Raw genomic sequence first — 17,729 nt, 5'->3', positions numbered from 1 at the left:
TGTCCGCTGGACACCACCCGGTTTGGCCCTCTTTGGATGAGATAACACCTATGGCAGAGCAGGATATGGCAGAACAGTACGATACCCTTGATAACACCACGCTGGACCAGTTGGCCGCACTGGCTATGCAACGTTACCCATCGGCGCAGCAGGGGCAGCTCAGCCTGTTGTGTCGTTCGGAAAATGCCACCTATCGGCTGATCGCCGGTGGTAAACGCTACGCGATGCGTATTCACCGTCCCGGCTATCATCAGCGTGAGGACATCGCCGGTGAACTGGCCTGGCTGGACGCGTTGCGCGAAGAAGGTATTACCGTGCCGCAGGCCCTGAACGGGTTGGATGGCGAAGCCGTGCAAACCGTGACGATGCGTGATGGCACGGTGCGCAATGTGGTGCTGTTCCACTGGATTGACGGTGAAATGCCGACCACCGAGGTCGACGCCGCTGCTTTTGAACAACTGGGGATGATTACTGCCCGTTTGCATCAACACAGCCGTCGTTGGGAGCGCCCCAACGGTTTTCGTCGGCTGGTCTGGGATCATGACACCATGGTCGGGCCGCAAGGGCATTGGGGGCGTTGGCAGGATGCACCCAACCTGAAGGCAACGGATCACGGCGTCATCGAAGAAACGCTGACACAGGTGCATCAGGCGCTGACCCATTACGGCAAGGATCGCCAGCGTTATGGGTTGATCCACGCGGATTTACGGCTGACCAACCTGTTGCTGCAAAACGGCGAAACCCGGGTGATCGACTTTGATGATTGCGGCTTTAGCTGGTATCTGCACGATCTGGCGGCAGCCATCAGCTTTGTGGAGCATCACCCCAGCGCACCGTCATGGGTGGAGGGCTGGATCAATGGTTACCAGAAAATTTGCCCACTGGGCGAGGCAGACCGGGCGGTGATCCCCTCATTGCTGATCCAGCGGCGCATTCAGTTAATGGCCTGGGCGGGATCCCATAGCCAGACTGAGCAGGCCATCAGCCTGGGAACCGACTGGAGCGATCACACCGTGCGGTTATGTCGACGTTATCTGGAGAACGCCGCACTGCCGGTGGGTGCCTGACTCTGCCGTAGCGAACTGTGCACCATGATAGCGCACCACGGGATCGTCGTGGTGCCACTTTGCCTTTCGACGCGATAGAAATCAGTGACTTGTGAATGGTATGGAATTTGCAGGTTTATGATATTGAATCGGTTGTGTGAGGCAGGAATCATGGAAACCACGTCTTTTCGGTTACCGCCGGTGGCCGAGCTATCCGGGCATCGGGGGGTTCTGGCGGCGGCGGCATCAGGTCTGACCGATTTTATCGGTGAAAAAGGCGGCGATGCGGATCGCATTCTCGGTATCAGTGGTATCAACCCGGAAATGCTGGCCTGCCCGACGCTTAGCGTCGGACTGGTCAATTATTGCCGGGTACTGGAGGAGGCGGCCCGCTATTCGGACTGTGATAATTTCGGGCTGCATTACGGCCGACAGTTCAAGCCGCAGGCGTTGGGGTTGATAGGCTATGTTGGGTTATGCAGTGCCACTCTGGAGCAGGCATTGCATAACGTAGTCAATGCCTTCCCGTTCCATCAACACGACACCTTGATTCGTCTGGTCGATAAAGGCGACTGCTGGCGCTTTGACTATCAGGTGCGTCACGGCGCTATCCTGCATTGTCGGCAGGATGCCGAGCTGACATTGGGGATGATATTAAACCTGATTCGTCATGCGGCAGGCAAAAACTGGGCACCGCGGGAGGTCCATTTTGAACATCCTCGTCCCGAGCAGTGGCATGAGCATTGTAAAGTGTTTGACGCGCCAGTGTATTTCGATCAGCCGTTCAACTCGTTGTTGATCCCCAAACGTGATGTAACGCGGTCTATGCCGGACAATGACCCGCTGTTGCTGCTGGTGGTACAGGACGCGTTGCGTCGGCTTAACAACGATGCCCCCCAGCAGAGCGTAGTGGAGCTGGCGCGCGCCCGGCTACGTCAGGTGTTGTCGCAGGGGGAACCGTCGCTGGACGAGGTGGCGGAGAGCATCGGGTTATCGAGCTGGTCACTACAACGTCGGCTGAAAGACGAAGGTATCACCTTCACCCAACTGGTGGAAAAGGTGCGCTGCGAGATGGCCACCCACTATTTACAGCAACGCCAGCTGTCGATTTCCGAGATGGCATTCCTGCTGGGGTACTCCGAGGTGAGCGCGTTTTCCCGCGCCTTCCGCCGCTGGTTTGGCATCAGCCCACGGCAGTGGCGCAAGGCATAACACGCTGGTGGTTATCGGGCTTGCCGGTATTTAATAATGCGGCGGCGGTGTTTCTTCCGACTGCGAGGCAATCATGGAAGGGGACGTCGCCCGCAGTTTGTCGGTGAGCAGCCGTAATTGTTCGCGCAACCGGGCCATTTCCAGTTCATGGTGCACGACGGTCTGGTTCAATTCCTCAATCGTTATCTCCTGAAAAGCCAGTCGGCTTTCCAGCAATTCGAGCCGTTGTTCCAGTGGTGACAGTGACATCATTTTTCCTCCCGTGCAGTGAGTGCAAAGTGTGTCAGAAAGCGGAAAGTTCTGGTAGTAAAACCCTACGCCATCGGGCGTAAATCCTGGTATTCAGAATTTTTCGCTATCTGGTGCGGCGTGTCGTTGTATTGTCTTTGCACGCAACGTTATAGTAGCTGGCGAAATGTTAATGTTGCCGGGGCATGGTGCTCCGAATGTTGGAGAGATGGATGAAATCACTGTTTAAAGTCACACTGCTGACGGCGGCCATGGGACTGGCGCTGAGTACGGGTGTTATGGCAGCGGATGCGGCCAAGACCACTGATGCAGCAGCTACCGCTCCTGCGGCAGCGGACGCCGCGAAAGCAGCGGCAGGTCAATTTAAGAGCGATGAAGAAGCCGCCGCGTATGCGCTGGGCGCCTCTTTGGGTCGCTACATGGACAACTCCCTGAAAGAGCAGGAAAAACTGGGTATCAAACTGGATAAACAACAGTTGATCCAGGGGGTTCAGGATGCGTTTGCTGACAAGAGCAAATTGTCTGACGAAGAAATCGAGAAAACCCTGCAGTCGTTTGAAGGCCGCGTGAAAGAAGCGGCTCAGGCAAAAATGCAGCAGGACGCTAAAGACAATGCGGATAAAGGCACCAAATTCCGTGATGCCTTCGCCAAAGAAAAAGGCGTGAAGAAAACGGAATCCGGCCTGCTTTATCAGGTAGAGAAGGAAGGGACCGGCGCGGCACCTAAAGACAGCGATACCGTCGTGGTGAACTACAAGGGTACGCTGGTTGATGGCACCGAGTTCGATAACTCCTACAAACGCGGTGAGCCGCTGTCTTTCCGTCTGGATGGCGTTATCCCGGGCTGGACTGAAGGCCTCAAGCACGTGAAGAAAGGCGGTAAGATCAAGCTGGTTATCCCACCGGCATTGGCTTACGGCGAAGCGGGTGTTCCGGGGATCCCGGCTAACTCTACGCTGGTGTTCGACGTCGAACTGCTGGATATCAAGTCGGATGCCGACGCGAAAGGCGCTGCTGCACCGAAAGCAGAAAAACCGGCTGACGACAAAGCGAAGAAAGCCGCTCAGTAATGCCTTGTACGCCGCCAGTTCGGGGCGTGTAAACCGGTCTCGATACCGCCCGTGCGTTTGCACAGGCGGTATTTTTTTGCGCCAGACCACACCTGTGGTATCACCGCCTCTGCGTTATCGAGTATCCGTTATCGAGTATCTGCGGCCCCTTGCACAGCTGTAATCAGTACACCGCGATACTGGAGTCGGCACGCGGCTCTGTCCCGCCGCACAGCACGCCGCTGGTGGGATGACGCACGATAATCTGCCCACGGCCGTAGTCGACAGAATCACAGTCGATTTGTACCTGATGACCGGCTTGCAGCAGACTCAACGCCAGAGCGTGCGGGGCGCTTTGCTCAATGCCGACTTTCATGCCACCCAGCCATTGCCAGCGTGGCGCATCCAGCGCTGCCTGTGGATTCAGATTGAAATCAATCAGGTTCATCGCCATTTGTACATGCCCTTGTGGTTGCATGTACCCCCCCATCACGCCGAATGGCCCCACCGCCTGACCATCCTTACTGATAAAGCCGGGAATGATGGTGTGGAAGGTCTTCTTACCGGGCTGGAGGCAATTGACATGATGAGGATCGAGGCTGAATTCGGAGCCGCGATTTTGCAGTCCAATGCCGCTATCGGGTAGCACCACGCCAGAGCCGAAACCGTGGTAGGCGCTCTGGATGAACGACACCATGTTGCCGTCGGCATCGGCGGTCGCAAGGTAGACGGTGCCGCTGGCGTGTGGGTCACCGTGGCGTGGTGGTTGCGCCTGCTCGGAGATTTCCACCCGACGCTGTGCCGCGTAACGTGGCGACAATAACGCGGCGGTGCTGGTTCGCATCTGTTCCGGGTCGGTGATGTAGTGCAGGCCATCGGCATACGCCATTTTTAATGCTTCTAACTGGCGGTGCCAGGTCTGGTGGCTGTCGCGCTGATCGAAGCTGAAGCCTTGTAGAATATTGAGCGTCATCAGCGCAATCAGCCCCTGGCCGCTGGGTGGAATTTCCCAAATGTCATAGCCACGGTAGTTGAGGCGAATCGGGTCTACCCAGCCAGGTTGATAGCGGTTCAAATCCGCCAGCGTCAGGTAACCGCCGGTGGACTGGGCGAAGTCTGCCAGTCGTTGCGCCAGAGCGCCCCGGTAGAAACTCTCGCACTGGGTTTCGGCCAGTTCCTGTAACGTCTTCGCCTGTGCGGGATTACGAAACAGTTCGCCGGCAACCGGGGCCTGACCGTGATGAAGGTAGGTGTCGAACCAGGCATCAAAAATCGGCAGGCGGTGGCGTTGATAAAGCCGGTGTGCTTCCTGCCATTGATAGGCCACCATCGGCGACACCGGAAAGCCATCCCGGGCGAGCTGAATGGCCGGTTGCAGCAAATCGGCAAACGGCAGTGTGCCAAACCGGCGTGACAGTTCCGCCCAGGCAGCCGGACAACCGGGAACCGTCACCGGCTCCCAGCCGTACAACGGCATGGCGGTGTGACCACGTGAGGTGACAGCGTCAATACTGAGTGCGGCAGGGGCGTAGCCGCTGGCGTCCAGCCCGTGTAGGGTGTCTTTCACCCACACCAGCGCGAAAGCATCGCCGCCGATGGCGCAGCCGGTGGGTTCCACCACGGTCAGCGCTGCGGCGGTGGCGATGGCGGCATCGATAGCATTGCCGCCCCGACGAATCATCTCGATACCGGCCTCAGCAGCCAGTGGTTGCGAGGTGGCGACCATTCCCCGTTTCGCAAAGACGCACTGGCGCTGTGACGCATAAGGGTAGTGGTGGGTGGAAAAGTTCAGCATAGGATTTCCTTAACGAGATTTCCTTAATGAGATTTTCTTAACAAGAACGTCAGCGTACCCGGCTGAGAAATTCACCGGTACGCGGATGTACGGGATGACTGAACACCTGCTCCGGTGAACCCTGTTCGATAAGCTCACCCTGATGGAGCACGACCACCTGGTCCGCCACTTCACGGGCAAATCCCATTTCATGGGTGACGATAACCATGGTCATGCCGTCCTGAGCCAGCTCTTTCATGACGGCCAGTACTTCGCCCACCATTTCCGGGTCGAGTGCGCTGGTGGGTTCGTCAAACAACATCGCCTGTGGTTTCATCGCCAGCGAGCGTGCGATAGCGACACGTTGCTGTTGTCCGCCCGATAACTGCGAGGGGTAGAAGTCCACTTTTTCCTGCAAACCGACGCGAGCCAGCAGGTTGTAGGCGTCGGCTACCGCAGTTTCGCGCGACACACCCAGTACCTGCGTCGGCGCTTCAATGATGTTTTCCAACACGGTCATGTGTGGGAAGAGGTTGAAGCGCTGAAACACCATGCCGACATCGCGACGGCGGCGGGCAATATTGGTTTCCGTATCGCGCGTCAGGCTACCGTCCGGGCGCTGTCGAAAGCCTATCAGCTCACCATTGATGCGAATGGTGCCTGACTGAATATCTTCAAGGCAGTTGATGCAGCGAATGAAGGTGGTTTTGCCGGAGCCTGAAGAGCCAATCAGCACCACCACTTCCCCCCGGTGGACATCCAGCGACACGCCTTTGAGGATAGGTTGGTCGCCAAAAGACTTGTGGATGTCCCGGGCGGAAATAACGATATCTTTTTCGTGATAGGACATATCAGCGCCCCCTTAACGTTTTCATCGCCTGGCGACCAAACAGGCTCATCGTTTGACGGCCAAACAGTCGGCTTGATGCGCTGACACGCACGTGTGGCTGGTTGAAGCGTTTTTCCAGCCAGTACTGAAACAGTCCCCACAGTGACGTAAGCACCAGAAAATAGATGGCTACTACGGTGTACAGTTCAAATACCCGGAACGTAGCGGAGGTAATCATCTGGGTGCTTAACAGCAATTCCTGTACACCGATAACGCTCACCAGCGTGGTGTTTTTCAGCATCACATTAAACTCATTGCCGATGGACGGGATGATGACCCGGAACGCCTGCGGCAGAATAATGCGGCGCATCAGCCTGGGAAATGTCATACCGAGGGATTTGGCCGCCTCATACTGGCCTTTATCCACCGCCCCCAACCCTGAGCGGATGATTTCGGCCATGTATGCGCCTTCGTTCAGCCCGAGCGCCACAATCGCCGCCTGAATATTACCCGGGATCACCAGCGAACCGAGGGTGATATCCTGAAAGTGGAACAGGCCGCCTGCCGCCAGTGCGGTATACAAAAACACGATCTGCACCAGTAATGGCGTGCCGCGCATCAGCCAGATATAGAACCCCACCGGGTAGCGCAATAGTGGGCTGGCGGACAGCCGCAGTAACGCGGCCATCAACCCCAACACGCTGCCAAGTAGCATGGCGGAAACGGCAATAATGCAGGTCAGCCATAGCCCATAGAGATAGACATCGCTAGGCTTGAGCAGATACTGCCAGAACACCTCCCAACTGAAATTCATGATGATTGGCCGGCATCCAGCCGGTCACCCGTGATGTGCCATTTTTCCAGCAGCTTGAGGTAACTGCCATCCACCTGCATATCCTTGATAATCTGTTCCACCGTGCCGCTGAAGGCGTTGTCGTCTTTACGAAAACCGAACCCGGTGAGGATGCGGGCAAACGCAGGTACGCCGGTTTCAAACAGATTGGGGGCGAGAGATTGGTAATAACCGGCAGTTTCCACCGTAGTACCGTAGGCATCGCTTTGCTGGATGCGCAACGACTGAAACGCATCGGTATCGGTGTTGAATACCACGATAGTCATCGGCGCTTTTCCGGCGGCCACCAGGGTTTTATTCTGGTCTTCCAGCAGGGAGCGGATGGTTGAGCCGTTTAACACCGCGACTTTCTTACCTGAAAGATCGTCCAGTGTATGAATCCCTTTCGGGTTGCCCTTCGCTACCACCACCGACTGGCTGGAATACATGTAGTCGACCATGTCGATCACTTCCCGACGAGCCGGTTTATCAAAGAGCTGGTCGGCCAGCATATCGCACTGACTGGCAACCAGTGCCGGAATCAGCCCGGAAAACGGGATGACTTTCCACTCCACTTTCTTGCCGCCCAAACGTTTGGCGATTTCATTACCAAAATCCACGACTACGCCTTGTAGCTTTTGGTTACTGTCATAAAAGCCGATGGGGGGGGAATCCATGCCGCCGCACAGGGTGATTTTATCCACGGACTTCAGGCGAGCGGGGATCTCCGTAGCGGCATGAGCCAGGCCGACGGAGAGAGCAAGCGCCGAAGCACAGAGAAGAGCACCAGGTTTTAACATTGTTCACCTCGTTAAGTGGGGGAGCGATTGTCAGTGGAGCGATGTGCCGGGATGGCACTATTTGTTGTCTGTTCTATCGGTTAATTGGCCTTATCGGGTATTACGGCAACATGTTGGTCAGCAACGGAATGGTGCCTTCCACATGGTGGCGAATCATCTGTTCCGCCAGTGTGGGATCACCGGTGCGTAGCGCATCGATTATCTGCCGGTGATCTTCCCGGTCGTTTTGCGGTTGATTGACCCGCTGACGCCACAGGTGCATGTACGGGGAGATCGACGAATTCAACAGGCTTATCTGGCGCAGCAGGCGCGGCCGTTCGCTCAGGCTGCACAGGTACTCATGAAAGACACGGTGATGGAGCACCCATTCATAGGGCTCATTGTGGGTGTCATCCATGCTATCCAGCAGCCGCGTCAGATGGGTGAGGTGTTTCTCTGTCAACTTCGGTACCGCGATGCGGATAGCAAGCCCTTCCAGTACGCTTCGCATTTCAAACACTTCGCACATCTGCTCGCGATTCAGGCCGCTGACTACCGCACCACGGTTCGGCCGCAACGTCAGCAGGCTTTCTGCTGCCAGTCGTTTGAACGCGCCGCGTACCGGCATCCGGCTCATTTGCAGTTCGGCTGCAACCTCTTCTGCTACCAGATGGGTGCCCTGTGGGTGGCGTCCACGGCAAATACCGTCCAGCAGGTACTGGTAAGCCTGATCTTCCGCAGTACCGTTATGGTCGCTGCCATCACCGCTGGCGGCATACACCACGTTTTCACCGTTGGTAAAAAGTCGCATGTCGTAAACCCTTCACTTTGGATCCAAAGATACAAACTGGTTAAAGCAAGAAGTGGGCCAGTGTGTGAAGGGCTGATGCAACGTAGGCCAGGCGTGAGTAAATGAAAAGATGGGGGAGAATAAAGCGAAAAACCGCACCAGTTCGGTGCGGTTTGGTCATTTTTGTCGCAGAAGAACGACTTATGACATCATCGGGTCAGTGTGCTGTGGCAATAAGTATAAACACACAATTAGCCAATATCGTGTTCGTAACTGATAGCGTCTTCACTATGGGGATGATTGAACACCACTCGCGCCTGGGTACCCGTGCGATCGCGCCGGTTTTCCAGAAAGAATTCGCCGTGATGTAATTGCACGATGCGGGTGACGATACTCAGGCCAAGGCCGATGCCGCCATAGCGGGTATCCATACGCACAAACGCTTTGGTGAGCTCTCCCACCTGAGATTCATTAATCCCCGGCCCCTCGTCAGACACGCTCAGCTCGTAGCCACCGTCGGGATGATCGGCCAATCTGATGCGAATCGTGCTGTGTTCAGGGCTATACCGGTAGGCGTTTTCCACCAGATTACGCAGCAACAACTGCAACAGTGTCGCGTTGCCCGGCACGATGGCGTTTTGCGTTTCTAACTGCCAGTCGAGCTGCTGATGCCGTGCCGCCGCCATTTCTTCCAGCTCCTGCTGGTTCGGCGTGATGATATCATCTGCTAGCGACACCGATTCATAGTGGCCGGTTGCCAGCTCATTACTGGTGCGTGCGAGTAACAGCAACTGTTCGATGGTTTTTGTCAGGTGGTCGATGCGCTTAATTAATGGCTGGCAATCGATATGGTGGAGTTGTTCATGCAATTCCAGGCTTAACCGGATACCGGCCAGTGGGGTGCGTAACTCATGCGCGACATTTGAGGCGAAAAGCCTGTCGCGGTATAGCGATTCACTAAAACGTGCCAGCAATTGATTCATGCTAGTGATGACGGCCGCAATCTCGGTGACATCACTGTGCTGTTGTAGTGGATCGAGATTTTCCGCTGTGCGGTTGTGTAGTTCTTCCTGCAGTTTTAAGAGTGGTCGGGTGATCCAGGTCACCGCATGGGCACACAAAATGAGAGAGGCGATGATCATCACCAGGCTGGGAATACTGAGTGAGGCAATCGCTTCATGAACTTCTAATTCGATATCCTGACTGAGCTTTTTCGCGGTCAGCGTTTGTTCTACCAGTAACTGGATTTGCTCTTCACTTTCATGCCAGAGCCAGACCACGCTCAGCAACTGGCATGCCAGCAAAATACACCCCAGCGTCAGAATCAACCGGGTTCTGATGCTGGCAGTTTTCTCCAGCGGTGAGGGGTGAGGGAGCAGTTTCATGGCTGATCATCCTTGGTCAGCAGATAGCCGAAACCGCGTAGCGTCTTGATGCGATTTTTGCCGATCTTTTGCCGCAGATTATGGATGTGGACTTCCAGTGAATTCGATGAGGGGTCGTCGTCCCAACTGTACAAGTCCTGATGCAGCACTTCGCGGTGTACCTGTGTGCCTGCCTTGAGGATAAGTCGGGAGAGAATGGCGAATTCTTTTGGTGTCAGCACAATAGGCTTGTCATCCAGCATAACCTGTTGATTGTTGAGATCGAGCGTGATGTTGTCTACCCGAATCCAGCTGTCGCTGGATCCCTGGTGGCGGCGAATAAGCGCGCGAACCCGTGCCTGAAACTCACTCAATGCAAAGGGCTTTATCATGTAGTCGTCGGCACCAACATCCAGCCCGGTGACGCGATCATCCACGGTATCCCGGGCTGTGAGAATGAGCACCGGTTGCTGGTAGTGGTTGCGGCGCCAGCGGCCTAGCAGGGTGAGGCCGTCTTCGTCCGGTAAACCCAGATCCAGTACTACCAGACTGTATTGGGCGCTGTTGATGAGGGCATCCGCTTCTTTGGCTGTGGAAGCACAATCGCAGACATACCCTTCATTACGCATCGCCAGCATTAGCCCTTCTTGTAACAACGTATCATCTTCAACAATCAATAGTTTCATGAAGTGCCCCGACACGGTTGAAGAATATCAAGCGGTACCTGATATTCTTTTGTCGCAATGTTAAACATGCCCAGAACGGTGTGGAAAAGATTGTCCTGAGAAAAACGCTGTTGGTCGGCTTGCTTACGCATACAACTGTCGTTGATGGCAAACTGCTGCTGGTAGCCGCCGGAAAACCACATCAACATCGGGATATGGGTTTGCTGTGTGGGCGCAACGGCATACGGTATGCTGTGCAGGTACATTCCGTCTTCACCCAATGATTCGCCGTGGTCAGAAAGATAAACCAAAGCGGTATTAAATTTATCCTGATGCCCTTTCAAGACATTAATTGCCTTATCAACAATATAGTCTACGTAGAGAATCGTATTATCGTAAGTATTGATTAATGATTCTCGCGAGCACGTCTGAATTTGATTGGTATCACAGGTTGGCGTGAATTGTCTAAATGCTTCAGGGTAACGCTGATAATAGGCTGGCCCGTGGCTACCCATGGTATGCAGCACGATAATACCGTCATTATTCAACTGATTAATGTAGTCGTCCACGCCATGGAACAGGGCTTCATCGTGACATTCGCCGTCAATACACTGTCCGGGAAGATTCAACTCGGTGATGTCACGCGTCGGCACGCGATCGCAGGCACCTTTGCAGCCACCGTCGTTTTCTTGCCAGAGAACACTGACGCCCGCGTGCTGCAGAATATCGAGTAATCCTTCCTGATGGGAGGCTAACTGCTCGTCGTAGCCAGTACGCGGCATGCCGGAAAACATGCAGGGAACGGACACCCCGGTAGAGGTTCCGCAGGATGCGGTCTGTCCAAAATAAACCACATTATCGTTGGCCAGCCGGGGATTGGTGAGTTTTCCGTAGCCGCCAAGTGAAAAGTTCTCGGCACGTGAGGTTTCTCCCACCACCAGAATCACCAGATTCTTTTTGACATCCCCCGCAGGCAGTGGGTTTTTGTGTGCATCCAGTCCGATTTGCACCAACGGTAAATTGGCTTGTGCGTGATGACGGTAATAGGAAATAGTCGCGAGAATAATATTGCTGGGGGTTAATGATTTCACCAGCTCTTTATTATTACGCATCAGAGAGGCGTAATCTTTATAGAAAAACGTGGCCACCAACAGAATGGCGACAATCGACACCATGATGCTAAAAATACGCGAACCAATGGCTATCCAGCTTAATGGTGTGGGCCGAATCTTAACCCACAATGCGCCGAGCGCCGGAACAATACCGGATAAGGTCAGCCACAGTACATATTGGGGCGTCACCAGCGCCATCGATTCAGCCATGTTGGTTTCGAACACGTTCTGCATCATGGTCCGGTCAATGATGATGCCGTAATTAATCATGAAATACTGTACCGCCGCGCCGCCGATTAAGAGCAACGCGACGATACCCTGACGCAGCCAGGGGATAACCAGTAGCATGAACAGGATATTGAGTCCCGCAAAGATAACGATAGGCATGGTGGCGATAAACACGCCATCCAGCCAGGAGTCGACTGCAACCAGGTGTGAGACCTGACGGTAGTAGGCGATATTTTGTATCAAGGCAATAAAAGCCGCGAAGACAAAATTATAGGTAAAGCTGCTCCATACCGGGCGGGAAATGCGTGAAATTCTGAGCATTGCAGATAGGCTATCCATGCGGGAAAATATGATACGTCGCACTCTAAAGCGCATAAATTAACTCAACCTTAAGAAGGAAAACGCCCGACCGCTCTCGAAATACAAAGGACGACGCAAGGGTTATTTGGTAAACTCGCTATTCTGTCAATACGATGATAAATGACGTTGAGGGTGGTGCCTGTCATGTCTACTTCGCTTGTTACTGGCGAATCCAGCGACCTTGATTTGCTTGACCAGCGTCCGTTCACGCAGACGGATTATGAAATCCTGAAATCGTATGAGGCTGTGGTTGACGGCCTGGCGATGCTGATCGGCGATCATTGCGAGATAGTCTTGCACTCGCTGGACGACCTGAAGTGCTCGGCGGTTCGTATCGCGAATGGCGAGCACACCGGACGTAAAATCGGCTCGCCCATTACTGATCTGGCGCTGCGTATGTTACATGACATGGCGGGCGAAGACAGCAGTGTTTCCAGAGCGTATTTTACCCGCGCCAAAAGTGGCGTATTGATGAAGTCGGTCACCATCGCCATCCGCAATCGCGAACAGCGTGTCATCGGGCTGTTGTGCATCAATATGAACCTCGACGTTCCTTTCTCGCAGATCATGCAAACCTTCCTGCCACCGGAGATCAAGGAAGTGGCGTCTTCCGTCAACTTCGCTTCTTCGGTGGATGAACTGGTGGCGCAGACGTTGGAGTTCACGATTGAAGAAGTGAATGCCGATCGTAACGTTTCCAACAATGCCAAGAACCGCCAGATTGTGTTGAACCTTTATGAGAAAGGTATTTTTGATATCAAGGATGCTATCAATCAGGTCGCTGATCGGCTGAACATTTCCAAGCACACCGTCTATCTGTACATCCGCCAGTTCAAAAGCGGCGATTTCAGCGGGCACGATCGGTAATGTTGAGTTATTGCCTGCTGGTGACCGGGCCTGCTTATGGCACGCAGCAAGCCAGTAGCGCGTTTCAGTTCGCACAGGCTTTACTGGCGCAAGGGCACCGGTTACAAAGCGTTTTCTTCTACCGCGAAGGGGTACTGAACGCCAACCAGTTCACGGCACCCGCGAATGATGAGTTTGATTTGGTTCGTGCCTGGCAGCAACTGGCGTCGTCTTATGAGGTGGAACTGAACGTTTGTGTCGCGGCGGCGCTGCGGCGCGGTGTGACCGATGCAACGCAGTCGGCGCAGTTGCAACTGTCAGGCGCTAATCTTCAGCCAGGGTTTACCCTGAGCGGTTTAGGCGATCTGTCGCAGTCGGTTCTGTGTTGCGATCGTGTCGTCCAGTTTTAGTCCGTGGGAAAAGAAGATGAAGCGCGTTGCCTTTGTATTTACCCAGCCGCCTCATGGTTCGGCCTCTGGCCGGGAAGGGCTGGATGCATTGCTGGCAATGTCGGCATTGACCGAGGATATCGGGGTTTTCTTTATCGCTGACGGCGTATTCCAGCTTCTCCCCAACCAGCAACCAGAGCGGATTCTGATGCGCAATTATATTGCGACTTTCGGTGTGCTGCCGTTGTATGACATAGAGCGTTGTTACGTCTGCGAGGCATCGCTTCGCCAGCGAGGCTTGTCTGTGGACACCCGCTGGGTGTTAGATGTCGAGCCGCTGGCGGCAGATACGCTACGTAACATGCTCAATACTTACGATACTGTACTGACCTTTTGAGCGGTGAACCCATGCTGCATACTTTGGCGCATTCTCCCTACCATACCGATCTGGATGCGTTGCTGCGTAACGTTGGCGCGGATGACGCTATTTTGCTGTTGCAAGATGGTGTGATTGCGGCGTTAAGCGGCGTGCCCTTTAGCGAACGTCTGCAGTCTTCTGGCGCCACGGTGTATGCCTTGCAAGACGATGTGGCAGCGCGTGGGCTTTCTGAGCAAATTTCCACCACAATTGTACTGATTGACTATACTCAATTCGTGCAATTAACAGTCCTGCACTCCCGGCAACTGGCTTGGTAGTTTCGCCTTTTTGTATATTTCTTGACTCCTTACCCGGCCAGCCCTAAAATTCTGCGTCCTCATACTTTGCCTCTGTCTCTGTATGGGGTGATTTATTACGTGTTTACGAAGCAAAAACCAGGAGCTTTTTGAATGGCAACAATTAACCAGCTGGTACGCAAACCGCGCTCCCTGAAGGTTGCTAAGAGCAACGTTCCGGCGCTGGAAGCCTGCCCGCAGAAACGTGGCGTATGTACCCGTGTATATACCACCACCCCGAAAAAACCGAACTCAGCACTGCGTAAAGTTTGCCGTGTTCGCTTAACCAACGGTTTTGAAGTTACCTCCTATATCGGTGGTGAAGGTCATAACCTGCAGGAACACTCCGTGATCCTGATCCGTGGCGGTCGTGTTAAAGACCTGCCAGGTGTGCGTTACCACACCGTTCGTGGCGCGCTGGACTGCTCTGGTGTTAAAGACCGTAAGCAATCCCGCTCCAAATACGGCGTGAAGAAGCCCAAGGCTTAATGGTTCTCCGTTAAGTAAGGCCAAACGTTTTAACTTTAATGTCAAACTAAACTCGTAGAGTTTTGGACAATCCTGAATTAACAACGGAGTATTTCCATGCCACGTCGTCGCGTCATTGGTCAGCGTAAAATTCTGCCGGATCCGAAGTTCGGATCAGAACTGCTGGCTAAATTTGTCAATATCCTGATGGTAGATGGTAAAAAATCTACTGCAGAAGCAATCGTCTATACCGCGCTGGAGACCCTGGCTCAGCGTTCTGGTAAAAGCGAACTGGAAGCTTTCGAAGTCGCTCTGGACAACGTTCGTCCGACTGTCGAAGTTAAGTCCCGCCGTGTAGGTGGTTCAACTTATCAGGTTCCGGTTGAAGTCCGTCCGGTTCGTCGCAATGCTCTGGCTATGCGTTGGATCGTTGAAGCTGCTCGTAAACGCGGTGATAAATCCATGGCTTTGCGCCTGGCGAACGAACTTTCTGATGCAGCAGACAACAAAGGTACTGCTGTGAAGAAACGTGAAGACGTTCACCGTATGGCTGAAGCCAACAAGGCGTTCGCTCACTACCGCTGGTAATCCCTGCGTAGACGTTAATACCCTGGCGGGCGCTCAACGGCTGACCCGCCCGGGTTTACTACTTTGAACGCCCTAGGAATAGAGGAAACAAATGGCTCGTACAACACCCATTGCGCGCTATCGTAATATCGGTATCAGCGCACACATCGACGCCGGTAAGACCACCACTACTGAACGTATTCTGTTCTACACCGGTGTGAACCACAAAATCGGTGAAGTTCATGATGGCGCCGCCACTATGGACTGGATGGAGCAGGAACAAGAGCGTGGTATCACCATTACCTCCGCTGCGACCACTGCCTTCTGGTCTGGTATGGCTAAGCAGTATGAACCGCACCGTATCAACATCATCGACACCCCGGGGCACGTTGACTTCACTATCGAAGTAGAACGCTCCATGCGTGTGCTGGATGGCGCAGTCATGGTTTACTGTGCGGTAGGTGGTGTTCAGCCGCAGTCTGAAACCGTATGGCGCCAGGCGAACAAATATAAAGTTCCGCGTATCGCGTTCGTTAACAAAATGGACCGTATGGGCGCGAACTTCCTGAAAGTTGTTGACCAGATTAAAGTGCGTCTGGGTGCGAACCCGGTTCCGTTGCAGCTGGCCATCGGCGCAGAAGAAAACTTCACCGGTGTTGTTGACCTGGTGAAAATGAAAGCCATCAACTGGAATGAAGCAGACCAGGGCGTTACCTTCACTTATGAAGATATCCCGGCTGACATGCAGGATCTGGCCGATGAATGGCACCAGAACCTGATCGAGTCTGCGGCAGAAGCCTCTGAAGAGCTGATGGAAAAATACCTGGGCGGCGAAGAGCTGACCGAGGAAGAAATCAAAACAGCACTGCGTCAGCGCGTACTGAACAACGAAATCATTCTGGTTACCTGTGGTTCTGCGTTCAAGAACAAGGGTGTGCAGGCAATGCTGGACGCCGTTGTCGACTATCTGCCGGCACCGACTGACGTTCCTGCGATCAACGGTATTCTGGATGACGGTAAAGATACGCCGGCTGAGCGTCACGCTAGCGATGATGAGCCGTTCTCTGCACTGGCGTTCAAAATCGCAACCGACCCGTTCGTGGGTAACCTGACGTTCTTCCGCGTGTACTCCGGTGTGGTTAACTCCGGTGACACCGTACTGAACTCAGTGAAGTCCGAACGTGAACGTTTTGGCCGTATCGTTCAGATGCACGCCAACAAACGTGAAGAGATTAAAGAAGTTCGTGCAGGCGATATCGCCGCTGCGATCGGTCTGAAAGACGTTATCACTGGTGACACTCTGTGTGACCCGGAAAACCCGATCATTCTGGAGCGTATGGAATTCCCGGAGCCGGTTATCTCCATCGCTGTAGAACCGAAAACCAAAGCTGACCAGGAAAAAATGGGTCTGGCTCTGGGCCGTCTGGCGAAAGAAGACCCGTCTTTCCGTGTATGGACTGACGAAGAATCTAACCAGACTATCATCGCAGGTATGGGTGAGTTGCACCTGGATATCATCGTTGACCGTATGAAGCGTGAATTCAACGTGGAAGCAAACGTGGGTAAACCGCAGGTTGCTTACCGTGAAGCGATTCGCGCTAAAGTTACTGATGTTGAAGGTAAACACGCTAAGCAGTCTGGTGGTCGTGGTCAGTATGGTCATGTTGTTATCGACATGTATCCGCTGGAGCCGGGCTCAAATCCGAAAGGTTACGAGTTCATCAACGACATTAAAGGTGGTGTGATTCCTGGCGAATACATCCCGGCCGTTGATAAAGGCATCCAGGAACAGCTGAAAGCGGGTCCGCTGGCAGGCTTCCCGGTAGTTGATCTCGGCGTGCGTTTGCACTTCGGTTCTTACCATGACGTTGACTCCTCCGAGCTGGCGTTTAAACTGGCCGCTTCTATCGCCTTTAAAGCTGCGTTCAGTAAAGCGAAACCTGTTCTGCTTGAGCCGATCATGAAGGTTGAAGTAGAAACGCCGGAAGAGAACACTGGTGATGTCATCGGTGACCTGAGCCGTCGTCGTGGTATGCTGCGTGGTCAAGAATCCAACGTGACTGGCGTTGTGATTCACGCTGAAGTTCCGTTGTCTGAAATGTTCGGATATGCAACTCAGCTGCGCTCTCTGACCAAAGGTCGTGCTTCTTACTCCATGGAGTTCCTGAAGTACGATGATGCGCCGAACAACGTTGCCCAGGCCGTTATCGAAGCCCGTGGTAAGTAATTCAGGTTTAACAACACATTGATCCCGTGCTCTCTCCATAAGGGGAGAGCATTTGAGTAAGGAATATAGCCGTGTCTAAAGAAAAATTTGAACGTACAAAACCGCACGTCAACGTCGGTACTATCGGCCACGTTGACCATGGTAAAACTACTCTGACCGCTGCCATCACTACCGTTCTGGCAAAAACCTACGGTGGCCAGGCTCGTGCATTCGACCAGATCGACAACGC

The 17,729-nt window shown here is 53.9% G+C and carries 20 protein-coding genes; 11 read left to right on the top strand and 9 right to left on the bottom strand.

The genetic code is table 11. The features are described from left to right. The first annotated feature begins 50 nt into the window (after positions 1 to 50). Positions 51 to 1,067: a phosphotransferase enzyme family protein gene (locus tag FAZ14_RS16165; RefSeq protein WP_153508866.1), complete on the top strand. Its 1,017-nt coding sequence runs from the start codon at positions 51 to 53 to the stop codon at positions 1,065 to 1,067. Between the two features lie 150 nt (positions 1,068 to 1,217). Beyond that, complete coding sequence (gene qhpR / locus FAZ14_RS16160; RefSeq protein WP_016942992.1) at positions 1,218 to 2,258, top strand: AraC-like transcriptional regulator QhpR; 1,041 nt, start codon at positions 1,218 to 1,220, stop codon at positions 2,256 to 2,258. 30 nt (positions 2,259 to 2,288) lie between these two features. On the opposite strand, the gene FAZ14_RS16155 is transcribed toward qhpR, so the two are convergent. Further along, positions 2,289 to 2,507 carry a protein SlyX gene (locus tag FAZ14_RS16155; RefSeq protein WP_016942993.1) on the bottom strand — a complete coding sequence of 73 codons (219 nt, stop codon included), beginning with the start codon at positions 2,505 to 2,507 and terminating at the stop codon, positions 2,289 to 2,291. 212 nt (positions 2,508 to 2,719) lie between these two features. Between FAZ14_RS16155 and fkpA the strand changes: the two genes are divergently transcribed. Further along, positions 2,720 to 3,577, top strand: a complete 858-nt coding sequence (gene fkpA / locus FAZ14_RS16150) for an FKBP-type peptidyl-prolyl cis-trans isomerase (RefSeq protein ID WP_016942994.1) — start codon at positions 2,720 to 2,722, stop codon at positions 3,575 to 3,577. 163 nt (positions 3,578 to 3,740) lie between these two features. Here the strand turns inward: fkpA and FAZ14_RS16145 are convergent, their stop codons facing one another. From FAZ14_RS16145 to eptA, 8 genes are all read right to left on the bottom strand, one after another. Further along, positions 3,741 to 5,351 carry a gamma-glutamyltransferase family protein gene (locus FAZ14_RS16145; RefSeq protein ID WP_016942995.1) on the bottom strand — a complete coding sequence of 537 codons (1,611 nt, stop codon included), beginning with the start codon at positions 5,349 to 5,351 and terminating at the stop codon, positions 3,741 to 3,743. Between the two features lie 49 nt (positions 5,352 to 5,400). Then, a complete protein-coding gene (locus FAZ14_RS16140) occupies positions 5,401 to 6,180 on the bottom strand; it encodes an amino acid ABC transporter ATP-binding protein (RefSeq protein ID WP_016942996.1) in 780 nt (259 codons plus the stop codon). A gap of 1 nt (position 6,181) precedes the next feature. After that, complete coding sequence (locus tag FAZ14_RS16135) at positions 6,182 to 6,973, bottom strand: amino acid ABC transporter permease (RefSeq protein WP_016942997.1); 792 nt, start codon at positions 6,971 to 6,973, stop codon at positions 6,182 to 6,184. Continuing rightward, on the bottom strand, positions 6,970 to 7,791 hold the full coding sequence (locus FAZ14_RS16130; protein ID WP_029456533.1) for an ABC transporter substrate-binding protein: 822 nt from the start codon (positions 7,789 to 7,791) through the stop codon (positions 6,970 to 6,972). Before FAZ14_RS16130 ends, FAZ14_RS16135 begins: the two co-directional genes overlap by 4 nt. A 100-nt stretch (positions 7,792 to 7,891) precedes the next feature. Then, on the bottom strand, positions 7,892 to 8,581 hold the full coding sequence (locus FAZ14_RS16125; protein ID WP_016942999.1) for a GntR family transcriptional regulator: 690 nt from the start codon (positions 8,579 to 8,581) through the stop codon (positions 7,892 to 7,894). Between the two features lie 230 nt (positions 8,582 to 8,811). Further along, positions 8,812 to 9,945 carry a two-component system sensor histidine kinase PmrB gene (gene pmrB, locus FAZ14_RS16120; RefSeq protein WP_016943000.1) on the bottom strand — a complete coding sequence of 378 codons (1,134 nt, stop codon included), beginning with the start codon at positions 9,943 to 9,945 and terminating at the stop codon, positions 8,812 to 8,814. Continuing rightward, the gene (pmrA, locus tag FAZ14_RS16115; protein WP_016943001.1) at positions 9,942 to 10,610 is read right to left on the bottom strand and encodes a two-component system response regulator PmrA; all 669 of its coding nucleotides are present in this window, start codon (positions 10,608 to 10,610) and stop codon (positions 9,942 to 9,944) included. The genes pmrB and pmrA overlap by 4 nt, the downstream gene beginning before the upstream one ends. Further along, complete coding sequence (eptA, locus tag FAZ14_RS16110; RefSeq protein ID WP_016943002.1) at positions 10,607 to 12,250, bottom strand: phosphoethanolamine transferase EptA; 1,644 nt, start codon at positions 12,248 to 12,250, stop codon at positions 10,607 to 10,609. The genes pmrA and eptA overlap by 4 nt, the downstream gene beginning before the upstream one ends. 183 nt (positions 12,251 to 12,433) lie before the next feature. Between eptA and FAZ14_RS16105 the strand changes: the two genes are divergently transcribed. The 8 genes from FAZ14_RS16105 to FAZ14_RS16070 form a co-directional block, all read left to right on the top strand. Beyond that, complete coding sequence (locus FAZ14_RS16105) at positions 12,434 to 13,156, top strand: helix-turn-helix transcriptional regulator (protein WP_012886351.1); 723 nt, start codon at positions 12,434 to 12,436, stop codon at positions 13,154 to 13,156. After that, positions 13,156 to 13,545, top strand: coding sequence for a sulfurtransferase complex subunit TusD (gene tusD / locus FAZ14_RS16100; RefSeq protein ID WP_016943003.1), 390 nt, complete (start codon positions 13,156 to 13,158; stop codon positions 13,543 to 13,545). The genes FAZ14_RS16105 and tusD overlap by 1 nt, the downstream gene beginning before the upstream one ends. 16 nt (positions 13,546 to 13,561) lie before the next feature. Continuing rightward, the gene (gene tusC / locus FAZ14_RS16095; protein WP_016943004.1) at positions 13,562 to 13,921 is read left to right on the top strand and encodes a sulfurtransferase complex subunit TusC; all 360 of its coding nucleotides are present in this window, start codon (positions 13,562 to 13,564) and stop codon (positions 13,919 to 13,921) included. A gap of 11 nt (positions 13,922 to 13,932) precedes the next feature. Next, positions 13,933 to 14,220 carry a sulfurtransferase complex subunit TusB gene (tusB, locus tag FAZ14_RS16090; RefSeq protein ID WP_016943005.1) on the top strand — a complete coding sequence of 96 codons (288 nt, stop codon included), beginning with the start codon at positions 13,933 to 13,935 and terminating at the stop codon, positions 14,218 to 14,220. 132 nt (positions 14,221 to 14,352) lie between these two features. Beyond that, positions 14,353 to 14,727: a 30S ribosomal protein S12 gene (rpsL, locus tag FAZ14_RS16085; RefSeq protein WP_012768095.1), complete on the top strand. Its 375-nt coding sequence runs from the start codon at positions 14,353 to 14,355 to the stop codon at positions 14,725 to 14,727. Positions 14,728 to 14,823: 96 nt separating this feature from the next. Continuing rightward, a complete protein-coding gene (gene rpsG, locus FAZ14_RS16080) occupies positions 14,824 to 15,294 on the top strand; it encodes a 30S ribosomal protein S7 (protein WP_012768096.1) in 471 nt (156 codons plus the stop codon). Between the two features lie 91 nt (positions 15,295 to 15,385). Further along, positions 15,386 to 17,500, top strand: a complete 2,115-nt coding sequence (gene fusA, locus FAZ14_RS16075) for an elongation factor G (protein ID WP_016943006.1) — start codon at positions 15,386 to 15,388, stop codon at positions 17,498 to 17,500. Positions 17,501 to 17,571: 71 nt separating this feature from the next. Further along, the coding region (locus tag FAZ14_RS16070) for a GTP-binding protein (protein ID WP_235914610.1) at positions 17,572 to 17,729 on the top strand (158 nt) is incomplete at its 3' end.

The organism is Dickeya oryzae (assembly GCF_009372235.1).
GTDB lineage: Bacteria > Pseudomonadota > Gammaproteobacteria > Enterobacterales > Enterobacteriaceae > Dickeya > Dickeya oryzae.
This window is presented reverse-complemented; position numbering and strand designations above follow the sequence as displayed.

What these genes read in the sequence shown, in the direction of transcription:
- FAZ14_RS16165 (WP_153508866.1), top strand. Translation starts at nt 51, where the DNA reads ATGGCAGAGCAGGATATGGCAGAACAGTACGATACCCTTGATAACACC.
- qhpR (WP_016942992.1), top strand. Translation starts at nt 1,218, where the DNA reads ATGGAAACCACGTCTTTTCGGTTACCGCCGGTGGCCGAGCTATCCGGG.
- FAZ14_RS16155 (WP_016942993.1), bottom strand. Translation starts at nt 2,507, where the DNA reads ATGTCACTGTCACCACTGGAACAACGGCTCGAATTGCTGGAAAGCCGA.
- fkpA (WP_016942994.1), top strand. Translation starts at nt 2,720, where the DNA reads ATGAAATCACTGTTTAAAGTCACACTGCTGACGGCGGCCATGGGACTG.
- FAZ14_RS16145 (WP_016942995.1), bottom strand. Translation starts at nt 5,351, where the DNA reads ATGCTGAACTTTTCCACCCACCACTACCCTTATGCGTCACAGCGCCAG.
- FAZ14_RS16140 (WP_016942996.1), bottom strand. Translation starts at nt 6,180, where the DNA reads ATGTCCTATCACGAAAAAGATATCGTTATTTCCGCCCGGGACATCCAC.
- FAZ14_RS16135 (WP_016942997.1), bottom strand. Translation starts at nt 6,973, where the DNA reads ATGAATTTCAGTTGGGAGGTGTTCTGGCAGTATCTGCTCAAGCCTAGC.
- FAZ14_RS16130 (WP_029456533.1), bottom strand. Translation starts at nt 7,791, where the DNA reads ATGTTAAAACCTGGTGCTCTTCTCTGTGCTTCGGCGCTTGCTCTCTCC.
- FAZ14_RS16125 (WP_016942999.1), bottom strand. Translation starts at nt 8,581, where the DNA reads ATGCGACTTTTTACCAACGGTGAAAACGTGGTGTATGCCGCCAGCGGT.
- pmrB (WP_016943000.1), bottom strand. Translation starts at nt 9,945, where the DNA reads ATGAAACTGCTCCCTCACCCCTCACCGCTGGAGAAAACTGCCAGCATC.
- pmrA (WP_016943001.1), bottom strand. Translation starts at nt 10,610, where the DNA reads ATGAAACTATTGATTGTTGAAGATGATACGTTGTTACAAGAAGGGCTA.
- eptA (WP_016943002.1), bottom strand. Translation starts at nt 12,250, where the DNA reads ATGCTCAGAATTTCACGCATTTCCCGCCCGGTATGGAGCAGCTTTACC.
- FAZ14_RS16105 (WP_012886351.1), top strand. Translation starts at nt 12,434, where the DNA reads ATGTCTACTTCGCTTGTTACTGGCGAATCCAGCGACCTTGATTTGCTT.
- tusD (WP_016943003.1), top strand. Translation starts at nt 13,156, where the DNA reads ATGTTGAGTTATTGCCTGCTGGTGACCGGGCCTGCTTATGGCACGCAG.
- tusC (WP_016943004.1), top strand. Translation starts at nt 13,562, where the DNA reads ATGAAGCGCGTTGCCTTTGTATTTACCCAGCCGCCTCATGGTTCGGCC.
- tusB (WP_016943005.1), top strand. Translation starts at nt 13,933, where the DNA reads ATGCTGCATACTTTGGCGCATTCTCCCTACCATACCGATCTGGATGCG.
- rpsL (WP_012768095.1), top strand. Translation starts at nt 14,353, where the DNA reads ATGGCAACAATTAACCAGCTGGTACGCAAACCGCGCTCCCTGAAGGTT.
- rpsG (WP_012768096.1), top strand. Translation starts at nt 14,824, where the DNA reads ATGCCACGTCGTCGCGTCATTGGTCAGCGTAAAATTCTGCCGGATCCG.
- fusA (WP_016943006.1), top strand. Translation starts at nt 15,386, where the DNA reads ATGGCTCGTACAACACCCATTGCGCGCTATCGTAATATCGGTATCAGC.